Source organism: Corallococcus sp. AB032C (assembly GCF_003668935.1).
In the GTDB taxonomy this organism is placed as follows: Bacteria; Myxococcota; Myxococcia; order Myxococcales; family Myxococcaceae; genus Corallococcus; species Corallococcus exiguus.
Window position 1 is genome coordinate 76,277 of record NZ_RAWP01000007.1, and the last position, 15,985, is coordinate 92,261.

Annotated in this window: 13 protein-coding genes; 3 read left to right on the top strand and 10 right to left on the bottom strand. The window is 68.4% G+C overall.

Features of this window, described 5'->3' with window-relative positions:
* Positions 1 to 196: 196 nt before the first annotated feature.
* The 3 genes from D7X99_RS04520 to D7X99_RS04530 are packed head-to-tail and all read right to left on the bottom strand — an operon-like array spanning position 197 to position 3,542.
* Positions 197 to 1,564, bottom strand: a complete 1,368-nt coding sequence (locus tag D7X99_RS04520) for a HAMP domain-containing sensor histidine kinase (protein WP_121776640.1) — start codon at positions 1,562 to 1,564, stop codon at positions 197 to 199.
* Positions 1,561 to 2,262, bottom strand: coding sequence for a response regulator transcription factor (locus D7X99_RS04525; protein WP_121776641.1), 702 nt, complete (start codon positions 2,260 to 2,262; stop codon positions 1,561 to 1,563). Before D7X99_RS04525 ends, D7X99_RS04520 begins: the two co-directional genes overlap by 4 nt.
* A 23-nt stretch (positions 2,263 to 2,285) precedes the next feature.
* On the bottom strand, positions 2,286 to 3,542 hold the full coding sequence (locus D7X99_RS04530) for a serine hydrolase (RefSeq protein ID WP_158626921.1): 1,257 nt from the start codon (positions 3,540 to 3,542) through the stop codon (positions 2,286 to 2,288).
* A gap of 240 nt (positions 3,543 to 3,782) precedes the next feature.
* On the opposite strand from D7X99_RS04530, the gene D7X99_RS04535 reads away from it, so the two are divergent.
* A complete protein-coding gene (locus D7X99_RS04535) occupies positions 3,783 to 4,547 on the top strand; it encodes a cytochrome P450 (RefSeq protein WP_233613086.1) in 765 nt (254 codons plus the stop codon).
* Between the two features lie 5 nt (positions 4,548 to 4,552).
* Here D7X99_RS04535 and D7X99_RS04540 read toward each other — a convergent pair whose 3' ends face one another.
* The 3 genes from D7X99_RS04540 to D7X99_RS04550 form a co-directional block, all read right to left on the bottom strand.
* Positions 4,553 to 6,190 carry a hypothetical protein gene (locus D7X99_RS04540; protein ID WP_121776643.1) on the bottom strand — a complete coding sequence of 546 codons (1,638 nt, stop codon included), beginning with the start codon at positions 6,188 to 6,190 and terminating at the stop codon, positions 4,553 to 4,555.
* A 1-nt stretch (position 6,191) separates the two neighbouring features.
* Positions 6,192 to 7,754 (bottom strand): hypothetical protein, encoded by a 1,563-nt coding sequence (locus tag D7X99_RS04545; protein ID WP_121776644.1) that lies wholly within the window; start codon positions 7,752 to 7,754, stop codon positions 6,192 to 6,194.
* A gap of 187 nt (positions 7,755 to 7,941) precedes the next feature.
* The gene (locus D7X99_RS04550; protein WP_158626922.1) at positions 7,942 to 9,708 is read right to left on the bottom strand and encodes a M4 family metallopeptidase; all 1,767 of its coding nucleotides are present in this window, start codon (positions 9,706 to 9,708) and stop codon (positions 7,942 to 7,944) included.
* On the opposite strand from D7X99_RS04550, the gene D7X99_RS42655 reads away from it, so the two are divergent.
* Positions 9,709 to 9,954 carry a hypothetical protein gene (locus D7X99_RS42655; protein ID WP_158626923.1) on the top strand — a complete coding sequence of 82 codons (246 nt, stop codon included), beginning with the start codon at positions 9,709 to 9,711 and terminating at the stop codon, positions 9,952 to 9,954. It begins immediately after the preceding gene.
* Between the two features lie 92 nt (positions 9,955 to 10,046).
* Positions 10,047 to 11,327 carry a S8 family peptidase gene (locus D7X99_RS04555; RefSeq protein WP_169831275.1) on the top strand — a complete coding sequence of 427 codons (1,281 nt, stop codon included), beginning with the start codon at positions 10,047 to 10,049 and terminating at the stop codon, positions 11,325 to 11,327.
* 88 nt (positions 11,328 to 11,415) lie between these two features.
* Here the strand turns inward: D7X99_RS04555 and D7X99_RS04560 are convergent, their stop codons facing one another.
* From D7X99_RS04560 to D7X99_RS04580, 4 genes are all read right to left on the bottom strand, one after another.
* The gene (locus D7X99_RS04560; protein WP_121776646.1) at positions 11,416 to 13,545 is read right to left on the bottom strand and encodes an Ig-like domain-containing protein; all 2,130 of its coding nucleotides are present in this window, start codon (positions 13,543 to 13,545) and stop codon (positions 11,416 to 11,418) included.
* A gap of 765 nt (positions 13,546 to 14,310) precedes the next feature.
* Positions 14,311 to 14,574, bottom strand: a complete 264-nt coding sequence (locus D7X99_RS04570; protein ID WP_121776648.1) for a hypothetical protein — start codon at positions 14,572 to 14,574, stop codon at positions 14,311 to 14,313.
* Between the two features lie 93 nt (positions 14,575 to 14,667).
* Positions 14,668 to 14,928: a hypothetical protein gene (locus D7X99_RS04575; protein WP_121776649.1), complete on the bottom strand. Its 261-nt coding sequence runs from the start codon at positions 14,926 to 14,928 to the stop codon at positions 14,668 to 14,670.
* A gap of 125 nt (positions 14,929 to 15,053) precedes the next feature.
* Positions 15,054 to 15,926, bottom strand: a complete 873-nt coding sequence (locus tag D7X99_RS04580; RefSeq protein WP_121776650.1) for a DMT family transporter — start codon at positions 15,924 to 15,926, stop codon at positions 15,054 to 15,056.
* Positions 15,927 to 15,985: the final 59 nt, after the last annotated feature.

Consider the following 15,985-nt stretch of genomic DNA (forward strand, 5'->3'; position numbering starts at 1 on the left):
GATGAGTCCGAAGGCTTCTCGGAACACGGCATGCTCGCGGACCAACTGCCCGAAATGTTCCACCAGGGGACGCAGCCGCCCATCACTCATGCGGGGCATGGCCATGAAGTAGTAGGGTAAGCGTTTGAGACCGCCGGGCCAGGCTCATGTCCCTCTCCTTCCGCCCCTGAAGACAGCATGCGCTGTCTTTGGACCCTCAGGGGCCTGGGGGCAGGCGGAGCGTCACACACGTCCCTTCGCCTGGAGCGCTCGCGATGGAGAGGGTCCCGCCGTGCGCCTCGACGATGCGGCGGGAGAGGGTCAGCCCCAGTCCCACTCCGCCGGTGCCCCGCGCACGACTGCGATCGGTGCGGAAGAACGGTCTCGACAGGTGGAGCAGGTCCTCGGGCGCCACACCAATTCCGCGGTCCTCCACCTCGATGCGGAGCGCACCACCGGAATCCTCGCGACACCGGAGCACCACCGGGTCCCCGGGCTCCGAATACTTCCTCGCGTTGTCGAGCAGGTTGAGGAGCGCGCGCCGCAGGAGCGCCGCGTCCACCGCCACAGCCGGCAGCGCCGGGGCCACCTCCAGCGCGAGCGAGCACTCTGGATGGGCCTGGGAGAACCGGTCGGCCGTCTCGCCCAGCAGGGTGGCCGCCACCACGGGCACTCGCCGCAACCGGGGCCCTGGCTGTCCGGCGTCATTGGCTGCCAAGTCGAACCGAGCCATCTGGAGCACGCCTTCCACGAGCTGCCCCAACTCGCCAATGTCCCGGCGCAGATCGGGCAGCCGCCGGACCAGTTCCTCGGGCTGCCCCTCCTCGGCGAGATCCAGCGTGACGCCCAGCCGGGCCAGCGGCGTGCGCAGCTCATGTGACACATTGGCCAGCAGCGTCTTCTCGCTGCGGATGAGCAACTCCATGCGCTCGGCCATCTCGTCAAACGCACGCCCGAGTTCGGCCACCTCGTCGCGGCCCGGCAGCCGGGCGCGGGCGGACAGGCGGCCCTGGCCGAAGTCCCGCACGGCCGCGGTCAGGCGCTCCAGCGGAGCCGCGAGCGCCCACGCCAACGGAAGGGCCAGCCCCGCCATGGCGAGGAGCACCGAGCCCAGCGAGGCGCCCAGGAAGGAATGAAAGGTGGGCAGGGGATGGGGGGACTGCAAGAGGGCGTAGCCGATGAGCGAGCGGCCCCGCCAGACGGGCGCCGCCACCGTGTTCGGGCGCTCCACCCACCCCAGTTGGCGCCGGAACGTCTGGTGTTCGGCAGCGTCCAGGGGGGCAATCGGGGGTTGGACAGTGGTCGCGATGAGCGTCCCATCCATCCAATACACCGTGGCGTTCAGGGACGCGGCGGAGGCCAGCTTCCCCAGCTCCAGGGCAAGGGCTTCTGGTTCCCGGGGCGTCACCTCCATCATCCGGTCGACCGCCTGCTGCATGTCGTCATAGCGGCGTTTCGCTCCGTCGATGAAGTGAGAGGCGCCCCAGAACGCGAGGAGTGCTCCCAGCATCATCACCACGCCATAGCCATAGACGCGCCAGAACATCCGGCGGGGCGCGCGCAGCCGGGGCAATCCCTTTCTCATGCCCCGTCGTCCTCGCCCAGCACGTAGCCCACTCCGCGCACGGTCCTGAGCAGCCGGGGGTGTCGTGCGTCATCACCGAGCTTCTGGCGCAGGCGAGAGACGTGCACGTCGATGGCCCGGTCCACCGGTCCATCAACGCTCCCGTGGGTCAGCTCCAGGAGTTGCTCGCGCGACAGGACCCGGCCGGCCCGCTCAGCGAGCACGCACAGCAGGGCGAACTCGTGCCCCGTCAACGACAGCTCGCGGTCACCGAGCAGGGCCTTGCGGCCTGCCCGGACGACCGTGAGCGCCCCCACGCGGAACACCTCCCGCGAGGGTCCCAGCAGCCCGCGGCTTCGGCGCACTTGCGCGGTGATGCGTGCCAGCAGTTCGCGCGAGGAGAAGGGCTTGGAGACGTAGTCGTCCGCACCCAGCTCCAACCCCAGGACCCGGTCCACCTCTTCGTCGCGCGCGGTGAGCATGATGATGGGGACGGCCGAGCACGTGCGCAGCTCGCGGCATACCGCGAGGCCGTCCTTGCCCGGCAACATGACGTCGATGAGGATGGCATCGAAGGTGCCACGCATCGCCTCGGCCAGCCCACGCTCCCCGTCGTGTACACACCGCATCCGCACGTCATGGCGCTCCAGGTACTCGGCGGTGAGGCGCGCCAGGTGCACGTCATCCTCGATGAGCAGAACCTCGATCCGCGATGCCATGCGATCCTCCCCGGGCCTCCAGTCTACCGGGCCGTCCTCACGCCGCGAGCGGAGGAAGTCGGCGTGGACGGTCCCACCCTCGCACCCTGCTTCTCCAGGGCCTTCACCCGCGTGAAGAAATCCCCGAAGTCCGTCGGTCCACCGGGGGTGGGGGACAGGGCCGCGTCCTGCGGAGGGGCATACATGCGCACCACCACCAGCCGCAGCGAGGGAACCACCACCAGATACTGCCCCAGGAAGCCATTCGCATTGAAGGCGACGAGCGGCCCTCCCTCCCTGGCAGACGGCGGCACGCCGCGATTCTCCACCTCCGTGTCCAGAAGGCTGACGAGCGAGCCGTCCGGCCGCAGGGCCTTGAGCGCGGCGAGATATTCCTCCGGGGACGTGAACACCCGCCCCTTCAGCGCGGAGACCGCCTGGATGAAGGCAGGAGACACCCCAGCCTTCCTCCAGGAGGTGAGGAGTGCATCGTCCACCCAGTAGCGCTGCCAGATGCGCATGGGCCACCAGAGCAGCCCCGTGTGGGCGGCGGGCCCCTCCCCTCCCTGCGTGGCGCGCCGCACCCACTCGGCCGGCAACACCCGGCACCGCTGCCACATCCCCTCCTCCAACATCAGCTGGCCGAGCTTCGCCAGGTCGAGCGGCTGGAGCTGCAGCCCGGACATGACCTGGGGATTTCCCGCACCATCCAGACTCCACCCAAACCGGGTGATGCCCAGGGGGTTGAAGATCGCCTGCCGCAGGTACTGGTCCAACCGTTGGCCAGAGGCCTTCCTCACGATGGCGGCGAGCAGGTTGACCGCCTTGTTGTTGTACCGGAAGGTGCTGCCCGGCGCCTGGTCCAACTCGGCGGCCAGCGCGAGCTTCACGAAGTCAGGGCTCGCGTAGATCTCCTCCGTCGTGCGGGCCGTCTGGAGTCCCGAGGTGTGGGTGAGCAGATGGCGCAGCGTGATGTCCTTCTTGCGGCCCTGATTCCACTCCGGGAAGTAGTGGTGCACAGGCTGGTCGAGTGACGGAATCTTCCCGTCAGCCAACAGCTTCAGGACGGCGAGCCCCGCGATGGACTTGGTGATGGACATGGCCTCGACATGGCTGGGGCCGGATCCGAAGGACCACTCGCCCACGAGCTTGCCGTTCTTCAAGACGACGAGCCCGGTGGACTTCGTTTCCTTGGCGCGGCGGACAAGCTGGGACAGAGCCTCCGGGTCGATTCCCTCCGCCTCGGGGGACGCCGCGTGCGGAAGGTCCATCGGTGCCGCGAGCGCCGTCGAGGTTCCCATCAGCACGAAGAAAAGGATCAGGCGGAACCTCCGGACGGCTGCAAGACGCTGCCAGGGGACGGTGGGCATGGTGAAGCCTCTGTACGGGGACGGCGGGTGGAGAAAGGAAGCCTGTCCCGCGCATGTCTCTGTCGTATGTGTCTCGTGTAAACGATTGTAACGGCCCTGCGGAGCCCCCACGGGCGTGACAGGGCACGCTACAAGCACAGGCCCTTGTGTCGCCGGAGCGCGGCAGCAACCGTGCGCGTCATCTGCGACCTGCTCGGGGTGCCCCATGACGGCGCGGAGCGCCTGCACGTCCTCAGTCGGACCATCGGCTCCCGGGCCTCGTCGCGCGAGGAGGCGACGGCGGCGCTGGCCGGACTGGATGAGGTCTTCCTGGCGCTGGTGGAGGCGAACCTGCGTGAGCCCACGGACACGCTCATCGGTCGCGTCGTGTCCGAGCAGGTGGCGACGGGCAAGCTGAGCGCCCCGGATGCCGCCGCCATGTTCCATGCGCTGTTCTACGCGGGCCACGGGCCGCCCGCGTACATGTTCGGCCTGGGCACGCTGGCGCTGCTGCTCGACCCGGAGCAGCTGGCGAAGTTCCGCGCGATGGAGGACCCGGCGGCCATCACCGCGGCCGTCCAGGAGCTCCTGCGCTTCGTCAACGTCTCGCACCTGGGCCGGCAACGTGTCGCCACGGTGGACGTCACCATTGGAGGCCAGCTCATCCGCGCCGGTGAAGGCATCCTCGCCCAGCCGGATTCAGCCAACCGCGACGAGACGGTCTTCGAGGATCCGGACCGGCTGGACCTCCAACGCGAGGTGCACCGTCACTTCGCCTTCGGCCATGGCATCCACCTGTGCACGGGACGGGCGCTGTCGCTCATCGAGTTCGAGGTGGTCTTCAAGACGCTCTTCCAACGCATCCCCACGCTGCGGCTGGCCGTGCCACCGGAGGAGATCCGCTTCAAGAAGGATGAGAACCTGCTCGGCGTGCACGAGCTGCCCGTCACCTGGTAGGCGCATCAGGGGGCCAGGGCCTCGAAGCGACAGTCCATGTCGCCCAGCACCGTCCCCGGCGACGTGATGAAGTCCGACCAGAACTCGAGCGCGTAGGTGGCGCTCTGGGGCGCGGTGAAGACAGCCCGCCAGCGCACGTCCTCCCGATCCTCCAGGGTGAACGCCTGGACCGCCCCCTTCGCGTCGCGGAAGCCCACAGCCGGCCGGTGCTTCGCGCCCGACACCTTCCAGGGGCAGTCGAGCTGGTAGCGACGTCCGGCGATGGCTTGGAACGTGTAGACGTCGTGGTCGATGACGTTGGCGATCCGGAAGGACAGCGTCTGGGGACCGTCCGGGATGGGCGTCGCCGTGTCCAGGGTGTCCCCGTGGTCGTCCAGGCCCTGGTCGTCCACCTGGAGCGTGTAGTTCCCCGTCACGTACTTCGCTTCAAGCACGGGCGTGCCCGTCATCTCCACGTAGTGCGTCTCCTGGGACGCCTTGAAGGACGTCGAGGCGGGGATGCCCGCGGAAGCGGGATGGGTGCCGAAAGGGCCCCCCGGCGCCGCGTCCTGGATTCTGCCCTGGCTCTGTCCCCTGAGGGCGGAGGACACCCGGTAGTGGTGCCCGGGCTGGACGGAGAGGGCGAAGACGTCCCGGTCTCCGAGCACCTCGATCTTCCCCTGCACGGACGCGGTGCCCGCCGGGACCGGGGTGGCCGCTTCCGGAGTGTCCCCGTGGTCCTCCCGTCCCAGGTCGTTCAGCACGCAGGTGTAGGGGCGGGACGGCTCGAAGACGGAGTTGGCCTGGATGGAGGCATAGTAGGTGCCCCCCAGGGATTTGATGCGGGCTTCGCCTTCGGTCTCCCGGTCGTTGACGTCATACGCGACGCCTTGGGACTTCTCCTGACCGTTGAGGAACCGCAGATCCCAGGAGGGGTTCGGGAAGGCGCAGCCGAGCGCGTAGACGTGGTCCACGGTGGTCTCGAACGACAGCAGATCCCGCTCGCGCCAGTGCTCGCCGTAGCCCGTGAAGGGCTTCTCCGACGGTGTCCAAGGCGTCGCCCGGAGGAGCAGGTCCCCGTGGTCGTCCGGCCCGCGGTCCACCAGGCGGAACTGGAACGGCACGCGGGGGTGGCTGTTGAGCGGGAGCAGATAGAACGTGTGCACGGCGCCGCGCTCCAGCCCGGACCAGTGCCGCGGGCTGGGGGGATAGCTGGTGCTGTCGCTGTACTGGTCGAAGGAGTCGAGCCGCGTGCCCGCGGCATCCCGCAGGACCACCGAGTAGCCCAGGCTCCCCGGTTCCACCGTGAGGTCGTAGTGCCGACATCCCCGGGCGACGAAGGCGAAGTGCACCGGCACGCCCCCTCCGGGCGGCCATGTGATGGTGTGCACTTCGTCCGAGGGCGTCAGCAGCGTGGCGCCATCCGGCACGCCCCCGTCACCCGGGTCCCCGACCGGCCCGTCGTCCGCGCAGGCGTCGTTCCCCGCGTCCGGCTGCGGCTCACTCCCGGCATCCAGACCGGCGTCCACGCCCGCATCCGCCCCCGCGTCCGTGCCGGCGTCGAGCACGAGCGGCGGGGGCTCCGGCGTGGAATTGCATCCCGCACCGAGGATGAGCCCGCCGGACAGGAGGAAGATGGACCGCCACCGCTGCTTCACGTTCATGTCAGGGCTCCAGGACCTCGAAGAGGACCGTGTGGTCGACGAGGTTCTCTCGCAGGTAGGCGGTCATCGCGAAGTAGTAGGTCCCCGCCGTGGGCAGGGTGAACTCCTTCACCCAGCGCGAGCCGACGTGCTGCCCGGGTGCCCGGATGGAGCGCCCCTGCGCATCGTAGAGCGTTGAGAACAGCTGCTCCCCGGTCGACGTGTCCCTCCAGTCGCCGCTGAGGCGATAGCGCCCGTTGGCGACGGCCTGGAAGGAGAGGTAGTCCGCGTCGATGAACTCAGAGATGTGCACGGTGACGGTCTGCGACGGTCCTGTCAGCGGCGTCGCGGTCTGCCGCGTGTCGCCGTGGTCGTCCAGGCCCAGGTCCTCGAACCGGAGCGTGTAGGGGGCGGACGTCCACCGCGCCCGCAGGACCCGGTCCCCCTGCACGCCCACGTAGTGGGAGGTCTCGGCCGCCTTGAAGGCCAGGACGATGTCGTCGAACCCGTCGAAATCTTCGCCCGGCGCCGCCGCGAGGACCCGACAGTCGGGCGGCGTGGCGCTGGGTTCGCAGGTCGCGCGGTAGTGGTGTCCGGGCTGGACGCTCAGTGCGAAGACGTCGAAGTCCGTACGGAAGTCGAGCCGCCCCGCGACGGAGGTCGTCCCCTCGGCGAGCGCGGTCGCGGTCTCCATGCGCTCACCGTGGTCCTCCGCTCCTTCGTCCTTCAGCCGGCACTGGTAGGCGGAAGGGGACGGGGCCACCAGGGAGTTGTTGGCCCGGACCATGGCGAGGAACCGCTCCGCTGGGGCCTTGAAGGCCGTGGAGGCCTGCAGCTCCGTGAAGTTCGCGCTGTTCACCTCGCTGACGGCGTAGCTCAGGACCGGATCAAAGAAGGACAGCCCCCAGCCCTGGTGCGAGAAGTCGCAGTCCATCGAATAGACGTGGCCCGCCACGGTGGAGAACGAGAACACGTCGCGCTCCCCCGGGTGCTCCCCCTGCCCCATCAGGGGTTGCTCCGAGGGGAGCCAGGGGTATGCCGTGGTGAGCAGGTCACCGTGAGCGTCCGGCCCCTGATCCACGAAGCGGAAGACAAGGTCCCGGGTGGTGGTCTCGAACGGCGCCACCGAGACCTCCAGCGTGTAGAAGCCCTCCAGGGTGAACCCCGACCAGTGCGTGGTCAGGGGTGGATCCCCGAAGACGCCTTCCCGGCGTTCGAGGACGGCTCCGGACGGGTCCTTCAACGTCATGACGATCCTCCGCCGGTACTCCTCGATGAGGAAGTCGTAGTGCCGCCCGACCTGTCCCAGGAAGGCGAAGCGGAGCGTGACCTGGGGGTCGGTCCACGCCACGGTGCGAACGCGCGTCGCGGACGGGCGAAGGAACGTGTGGCCCTCCGGAACGCCCGGCGGTGGGGGCTCCTCGGGCCCGTCGTCCGGGCCCGCATCGGCCCCCGCGTCCACACCGGCATCCAGCCCCGCGTCCACACCGACATCCGGACCCGCGTCGCCTCCCGCATCCACGCTCGGGCCCGCGTCCGACAGGGGAGGCAGCTCATCCGGAGTGGACTCGCACCCCGAGCCCATGAGCAGACACCAAGAAACGAAAAAGGCAGACAGCGAACGCGATTTCAAAGACATCTCATGGGCTCCCGGGACGGGGCGCACCCTAGCCGAAGAGCGCCTGGGGTTGCCACGGCCGCCTTGTCAGACTCCAAGACGGCCGGCGGGCGCCGAGACTGACGCCGCGTGGATCCGCACGCGGGCCCTGGTTTCAGTGTCCCCAGGTCCCCGAGTTCCAGAGCGGGGTGATGCCGTCCTTGTCATAGACGACGAGGTTGCCGTCGTTCTGGAGGATCAAATAGGCGCCCGGATGTCCCCAGGTCATGCTGGACCAGACAGATTGGCCGACTGTCGGGGTGCTCGTGCGGTAGACCACGAAGTTGCCATCGTCCTGCATGTGGGCTGACAGCGCTCCCTGGCCTCCGGTGTTCGCTGTCCACAGGGCGCTCGTCCCGAACCAGAGGACCAGGTTCCCGTCGCTCTGCAGGACGAGCGAGAACCGGCGGTCGTTCGACGACACCGACTGTCCCAGCGAGAGGCTCTGGCCGGCGACGAGGATGTGCGTCCCCACGCCCACGGCCTGCCAGGCGGCGGTCACGGAGGCGATGTCGGCCGCGCTGTACCCGAGCTGCGCGGCGGCCTGCTCCGTGGCCAGCTTCGCGTCGGCGAACATGGCCATCGTCTTGCCAAGCAGCAGCACCGTGTTGGCCCGGTGGAAGACCTGAGCCGCCTTGGCGATGCCGATTCCGCGCACGGCGATGGAGGAGCGGCCCCGTGGGTGCTGGCCGCCCTGGGACAGCAGGTAGAACGCCAGATTGGGGATGCCCGAGCTGTAGTGGACGTCGGTGAACGGGCTGAAGGTCTGGTCGAAGTAGTCCAACGACTGCCCATCCAGCCGCGGGTCGTTCATGTAGCGGAGGGCATCGCCAGACGTGGAGGGGGTATAGATTTCCTCCGCGCACTTCCAGGTGTTGGCATTCACCACCTGGCCGTTCCGATACCACTCGCAGACACTGCCCATGATGTCGGACATCGACTCGTTCAGGGCACCGGGCTCGGCGAAGTACAACAGGTTGGAGGTGGAGATCGTGAGCCCATGGGTCACCTCATGCGCCGTCACGTCCAGCGCGTTGACCATGCTGCCGAACGTCACGCCGTCGCCGTCCCCGTACAGCATCTGATTCTTCGAGCCGCTCCACGCCGCGTTGGCGTAGCTGTAGCCGTAGTGGACCGAGCTGACGAGCTTGGACCCCGCGCCGTCGTAGGAGTCGCGGTTGAAGAGGCTTTTGTAACAGTCGTAGGTCGTCCCAAGCAGGTCGTAGTTGGTATTGACCGTGGGGTCCGCGACCGCCGCGCCGCCCTCCGCCCGGACGAGGGTTCCCGGGAGGTTCGCGGAGCCTCCGTGGTTGACGTCGTACACCGCCCGGTTCTTGAGCGTGTAGATGTTCGGCAGCCGCTGCACGACCGACCCGCTCACGGCGTTGATGACGACGTCATCATCCACCGCCATTCCGTCCTTGCTCTGCCCCGTCACGTTCACGCGGTACACGAGGTCCAGCTTTTCACCCGCCGGCCAGTAGGCCATCCGAGGTTGCGCCTCGACCTCGATCCGGTCGAGCCGCGCGGAGTCCTGCCTGGCCACAGCGATTGCGTCCTCGGGGCTGAGCCGCGCGTCTCGCGGCGCGTCGAGGTCGGCGCGAGCGTTGCCGTGGACCGCGTAGACGGCGTCATTCCTCGTGTGGAGGACGAGCGCGGCGCCCACGACTTCGCGGCCATGCTTGCGCTGCGCATAGACGAAGTGCCGTTCGCCCAGGCCATCCGTGACGGCCCGCTGGAAGGCGAGCTCCGTGGGGTCCGCGTGGAACACCTTGCTCACCGCCAGGAGGGAAGGGCGCAGCGCGCTGACTTCCGCCTCCTCGGTCCGCTCCTTCCCGCCGAGCCGGAGCTGGCCGAAGTTCCCATTCGCGAACGTGGGCACATGGCCCTCGTCAGCGCCCACCACCTGGAGGTCGGAAATGGTGACGCCCAGGGATGCGTCCGGCTCGGCGCCGGTGTGCTTCTCGTGTTCTTCCGTTCCCTGGCAGGCCGAAAGGCCGACCAGGAGGCCAAGGGTCGTGAGACCCCGAAGTCGATGCGCGGTCATCATGGTGAGGCCAATGTTCCAAACCTGTTCACAAATCAATCAAGGAAAAACAGTCAACTCGCGGGCCTGAAGTTCCCGTGACGGACGTTTCGCGGCCCCGGAGGGCAGGAACCACTTTTTCGGGTCAGGAGGCGTTACTTCACCAACTGGAAGTGCCACCCCCGGGGGGACCCATGTCGCTGAAGCTCCTGTCGCGGACGGTCGCGTCCGCCTGTGTGCTGTTCCTGCTGTCGGCGTGCCAGAGCACGGGCAATCCCATACCGCCGCCCGGTGACACACCGTGCCGTGGCACCGCGTCCGTACAGACACCCGTGCGCGAGAAGTTCCTCAGGGTCGCGAAGCCGGTCCCCGGTGAGTACGTCGTCGTGCTCAAGGAGCCCCGGGAAGGGGACGCCGCGCCAGCGCCGGTGGTAATCGCGGGGAGCCTTACCGAGCGCTTCGGCGGCAAGGCCTTCCACGTGTACGCGCACGCGCTGCGGGGCTTCGCTGCGCGCATGAACGAGAAGCAGGCCCGTGCCATGTCCGCCGCGCCCGAGGTGGAGTACGTGCAGCAGAATGCCGTGGTGACGCTGGATGAGAGCCAGTCCGGCGCGACGTGGGGGATTGACCGCATCGACCAGCGCGACCTGCCGCTCAATCAGGTCTACCTGTACCAGACGCAGGGCCGGGGCGTGCACGTGTACGTCCTCGACACAGGCCTGCGCCCCACGCACCAGGAGTTCGCCGGGCGGGCGGACATCGCCTTCGATGCCGTCGGCGATGGACGCAACGGTGTGGACTGCAACGGCCATGGCACCCACGTGTCCGCCACGGTGGGCGGAAATGTGTATGGCATTGCCAAGAGCGCGTCGCTGCACGCCGTGCGCGTGCTGGGCTGCGAGGGCTCCGGGACGACGGCGGGCGTGGTGGCGGGCGTGGACTGGGTGACCGAGCACCACCAGTCCCCGGCGGTGGCCAACATGAGCCTGGGCGGCGGGGAAGACGCGGCGCTCGATGATGCCGTGCGCCGCTCCATCGCGTTGGGCGTGACGTATGTGTTGGCGGCGGGCAACGAGAACCAGGACGCGTGCAAGCGCTCTCCCGCGCGCACCGCCGAGGCCATCACCGTGGGGGCCACCAACAGCGTGGACCGGCGGGCGTCCTTCTCCAACCATGGAGACTGCGTGGACGTCTTCGCGCCCGGCGAGGGCATTCTCTCGGCCTGGACCAGCGATGACACGGCGACCCGAACGCTGAGCGGCACGTCCATGGCCACCCCGCATGTCACCGGCATCGTCGCGCTCTTCCTGGAGGCCCATCCCGGCTCCGCGCCGCAGGAGGTCAGTACCGCCATGACGGGCAACGCCACGCCGGACAAGGTGACCAACCCCGGGCGCTGCTCACCGAACCGGATGGCCTACTCAGGCTTCATCGAACCCCTGCGGGCCCCCACCGTCCGGAACGGCGGGGAGTAGGCACGCGAATTCTGCCCCTGGGCGGTGAAGGTCGTGGCTGCTGCCTGGGGCGGTGGCTGGCGCACGGCTTCGCGCGGGTGCCTCGCGGTCAGGGCACGGTCACCGTCACCGGGGCGCTGCGCGCGGAGTTGCCTGCGCGGTCGTAGGCGATGGCGACAATCGTGTGCGTGCCCGACAGGCCCGTGGAGTTCCACGTGCGCGTGTACGGCGCGGTGGTCGCGAAGGGCGTCAGCGTAGTGCCGTCCACCTGGAAGGCGATGGACGCCAGGTCCATGTTGTCACTGCCGGTCGCGGAGAGCGTGACGACGCCGCTGACCTGCGCGCCATTGTAGGGGGCGGTGATGGCCAGATAGGCGGGTGGGGTGTTGTCCACGTCCACGAATCGCGAGTGGCTGGACACGTTGCCTGCGCGGTCCGTCGCCTCGAGCGAAATGGTGTGGCGCCCATCGCTCAGCACACTCGTGTCCCAGTGGATGAAGTAGTTGATGCCGCCTGACCCGGCCAGCGAGGTCAGCAGGACCGAGTCCTGGAAGATCCTCGCCACGGCCACCCCCGAGACCGACTGGACGATCGACCAGCTCACGGTCGGCGTGCCACGCACGAAGTAGAAGCTGTTCTGGTTCCACTTGGGCGGGCCGGGGATGATCATGGGCGGGGTGTTGTCCACCGTGACGCTCACCGCTCCGGAGGTGCCCACGTTGCCGGAGGTGTCGAAGGCCCTGGCTGTCAGCGAGCGTGTGCCCGTTGTCGGCGATGCTGTATTCCACGCGATGGTGAACGGTGCCTGGGAGGCGGAGCCGATGAGCGAAGTCCCATCGAAGAAGTCCACCCGTGCGACCCCCACGTCATCAGTGGTGTCCGCCGCCACCGTCACCGTGCCGCGCACGAAGCTGCCCGCGTCCGGTGAAGTGAGCATCGCGGTGGGCGCCTGCGCGTCCTCGCACAGCAGGTTGCTCAGGTCGGTGGCACGGCGCTGAAGTTCGTTGAAGCCGTGCGTCAGTCCGTTCGGGTCCTGGGCGGTGGTTCCGCTGACGAATCCGGACACCTGGGCCTGCTGGCCCGCGGAGCGCGGAAAGACGTGGAGGAAGGTCGTGCCCGTCTCTTCCAGGTGGCAGCCATTGCAGGTGTTGAGGGCGAAGCGGTGCCGGGCCTCGGGGTGGGTCACGCCCGGAGGGGTCCACGGAAGGCTCGCCTCGGCGAAGGCGCCCCGGAAGGCGCCTGCGTCCGTCTGCAGCGGGACCGGCGGCACGCCGCCGTCCATCAGCAGGAGGGTGTTGTCGTTGATGAAGGCGGCCAGCGAATTGCTCGTGCGCAGCGACCTGCCAGGGGTCAGTGCGACGGTGTCTGACTTCAGCAGGCCCGTGGCGGCGTCCAGATGGAACTCGCGCAACTGCCAGGGCGACGCGAGGGCAATCTCATTGGTGCGAAGCTGGTTGAGCGCACTGCCGTTGGGGCGGCCCGGCGCGGCGTTGCGAGCCGTGAAGCGGTCGGTGATGGCCTGGAGCGCGGTGTTGAACGCGGCACTGCCGGGCGTCTGTGCGCCCAGCGCGTGCCAGCGGTTGGCCCAGTCGAGCACGTCCATGCGCGTCTTCGCGGGCAGGTCGTATTCGAGGATGACGGTGAACTGCAGCGGGTTGCCGCCCGCGTCAAGCACGCCGTAGACGAAGCGTCCCTCGCCCGCGCTGCCTAGCGAGAGGTCCCGCACGTCCACGCGGTTGACGATGGCCAGCAGGCGCATGGGCGATTTCGTCAGGTCCAGCTTGCCGTTCGGGCGCTTCGGCCAGGCATTGATGATCTGCGGAGTGATGGAGGAGCGCGCCGAGATGAGCTGTCCGTTGACCGTCTGTCCCGTCTCCCACTGCGCGAGCCAGTTGCGCACGAAGTCCTCGGGCGCCACCGGGCCGCTCATCTGCGCCATCAGCCGGCCGAAGCTCCACGCGCCATCCGCGATGCCGCTGCCTGTTGGCAGGATGCCGGACCACTGGGTGCGCGCGGCGTCATTCACCACGCCGAGGTCTCGGATGAACAGCTCGCGCTCCGGCACGATGGGGAAAGCGCACGCGAGGTTGGCGGTCACCTGTCGGAACTGCGGCGGGCGCTCGTGGGGTGGGGGGCTCTCCGGCGTGGCCTGGAGCGCATCGCAGCTCGCGGCACCCAACGCGCCTACACCCGCCAGCGCGGCAATCAGGCCGCGGGCCCATTTCGAAACCACCTTCATGTGCGTCCCCCTCGGGGTTGGGCACCCTCATGGGGATGGGGTGCCGCGGAAACCAGACTTGAAAACCAGACGATATCTCAGGGCCCAGCGAGGTGGGTTCCCAGCACTTCTTCAGGCGCGGCTCCGTGGCGGAATGAGCGCATCTTGTGATTCGATGCCGCTCAATCCCTCAAGGAGAGACACGTCATGAAGAGCTTCCTGGGTGTACTGACGGTGCTGGTCGTCCCGGTGCTGGTGGCCTGTGGTGGATTGGAACCTGTCGAGGCGCCGGAGTTGGAGCAGCAGTCGAGCGCCCTCGTCACGTGCTCACAAACCTGTCCTGATGGCTCGACGGTGTCTTGTGAGGGGAACACCTGTTCGGTGCAGGCGGACTCCGTCGAGTGCGATGGCTTTTACAACATCTGCCTCCCCTCCACGCCCATCTGTGGGCTGAACAATCGCTGCAGCAGGCTCGCGGGGACCCCGTGTTCGCCCGTTGGCGGGTCGCGGAGTTGCTGCCTGCCGGGCCACCCCAATCCCAATTGCTTCTGTACGCCCCTGGGCGTCTGGGCCTGCAGCGCGCTGTGACGCGCCAACGCGGACGACCGCTGTCAGCTGCCGTCCGCGCCCCCTGCTTCATCCTCCCCGGAAATCATTTCCGGGGCGGCGTGGCGCACGCACAGCTCTCCTTGTCATACCCTTTCAGGTGGGCTGGCTGCAGGCCTCTGTCTTAGCCGGGAATCTGGATTGAGCGCCAGTCGTGCGGGGGGCGTCATGGCACGGACGTCAGTCGTTGACCCAGCAGAACCACTTGTTGAAGGGGACATCCTGGCAGTAGCACTCCCCCGGAGCGCCATTGGACCACTGACAGAAGTTCGACGTGTCATAGACACAGGGGCGGGTCTGGAGCGTCTCGCAGCTGTCGGCAAGCGCCGCGGAGTCCTGGCCGAGTGACTCTCCGCTCTCGGCGCCCTCCGGCACTTCCGTGCCTCCACAGCCCATTCCAAAGACAGAGACGACAGCGGCCATCGCGAGCCCACGAAGAAACATGATGCCACTCCCTTTCGCTGATGAATTGCGGATGCAGGAGACACGCCGCCTCTGACAGGGAATTCCCGGCCAGAGGCGGTTGCCGCGGGAACTTCAGTTGCTCAAGCAGACCCACTTGTTGAAGGGGATCTCCTGACAGAAGCACTCGCCAAAGGTGCCATTGGCCCACTGGCAGCCCGTCTCCGCCCCCGGAGAACAGCGGCGGGTCTGGAGCGTCTCACAGCTGTTGGCGAGCTCGGAGGAGACCTGACCGGCCTGCACATCGCTCTCGACACCGTCCATTCCTTCAGCGCCACCACAGCCCATTCCGAAGATGGAGACGACGGCGAACATCGCGAGTCCACGAAGCAACATGTGACGCTCCTTTTCGCTGGTGAGGTGTTGATGCAACAGCGGACGAAAGGGTTGGTCAAGGTTTACATGGAAAGCCGCGATGACACTGAAAAGCTACGCACGGAGCGGTCTCCGCGGAGTGCCCGTCAGGGTTTGGCTGCAATAGGACGCTGCTTCGCACGCAGGCTCAGCAGAACGCCCGCGAGCAGCGCGGTGCCACCCAGGAGCAGCCGCTGGGTGAGGGGCTCTCCGAGCAGCAGCACCGCGCCCACTGCCGCGATGACCGGGACGCACAGTTGCACCACCGCTGCGCGCGCGCTGCTCAGGTGGGGCAGCGCTGCGTACCAGAGGCTGTAGCCCACGCCCGAGGCGAGCGCGCCTGAGGTGACGGCGAGCAGCAGCCCCTTCGGCGACGGGGGTGGGGCCGCGTCCAGCGCGCGGGCGAACAGCACGAGTGCCAGGGCCAGTGGCACGCCGCGCACGAAGTTGCCAGCCGTTGCCGCGAGAGGATCCGTGCTCCCACGCCCCCGCAGGCTGTAGATGCCCCACGCCACGCCCGCCGCGGCCATGAGCCCCGCGCCGAGCGCATCCGGCGCGCTCGCTCCAGGAAGCGTGAGCCCCGCGAGCCCTGCGAGTGCCACCGCGAGCCCCGCCCACTCGAGCGCGCGCGGCCGCTCACCGCGCGCGAGCCCCGCCGCGAGCATGGTGAGCTGCACGCAGCCGAAGAGCAGCATGGCGCCCACGCCCGCCCCGATACGCACGTACGCGAAGCTGAATCCGGCCGCATACACGAAGAGCGCGAGCGCAGAGGCCCAGCTCCCGTGCTCCGTCGCCTTGCCGCCGCCCCGTCGGAGCCGCAGCAGCACCGCGAGCACCAGCGCTCCCGACGCAAGCCGCACCAGCGTGAACGAACCCGCGTCGATGCTGCGCGCCGCGCCACCCGAGAGGGCAGCGCGGCACAGCAGCGAGTTCGCGGCGAAGCCCAGGAGGGCAAGCAGGGTGAGGAGGGGAGTGCTCACGCAGCATCGGACATAGCGGGCCGCGTGACGCGCGTCATGTCTCCCCGGGCATCACCTTC

Excerpts from the sequence above, each read along its gene's own strand:
- D7X99_RS04520 (WP_121776640.1), bottom strand. The coding sequence starts at position 1,564 with ATGAGAAAGGGATTGCCCCGGCTGCGCGCGCCCCGCCGGATGTTCTGG.
- D7X99_RS04525 (WP_121776641.1), bottom strand. The coding sequence starts at position 2,262 with ATGGCATCGCGGATCGAGGTTCTGCTCATCGAGGATGACGTGCACCTG.
- D7X99_RS04530 (WP_158626921.1), bottom strand. The coding sequence starts at position 3,542 with ATGGGAACCTCGACGGCGCTCGCGGCACCGATGGACCTTCCGCACGCG.
- D7X99_RS04540 (WP_121776643.1), bottom strand. The coding sequence starts at position 6,190 with ATGAACGTGAAGCAGCGGTGGCGGTCCATCTTCCTCCTGTCCGGCGGG.
- D7X99_RS04545 (WP_121776644.1), bottom strand. The coding sequence starts at position 7,754 with ATGGGCTCGGGGTGCGAGTCCACTCCGGATGAGCTGCCTCCCCTGTCG.
- D7X99_RS42655 (WP_158626923.1), top strand. The coding sequence starts at position 9,709 with ATGGCCCTCGTCAGCGCCCACCACCTGGAGGTCGGAAATGGTGACGCC.
- D7X99_RS04555 (WP_169831275.1), top strand. The coding sequence starts at position 10,047 with ATGTCGCTGAAGCTCCTGTCGCGGACGGTCGCGTCCGCCTGTGTGCTG.
- D7X99_RS04560 (WP_121776646.1), bottom strand. The coding sequence starts at position 13,545 with ATGAAGGTGGTTTCGAAATGGGCCCGCGGCCTGATTGCCGCGCTGGCG.
- D7X99_RS04570 (WP_121776648.1), bottom strand. The coding sequence starts at position 14,574 with ATGTTTCTTCGTGGGCTCGCGATGGCCGCTGTCGTCTCTGTCTTTGGA.
- D7X99_RS04575 (WP_121776649.1), bottom strand. The coding sequence starts at position 14,928 with ATGTTGCTTCGTGGACTCGCGATGTTCGCCGTCGTCTCCATCTTCGGA.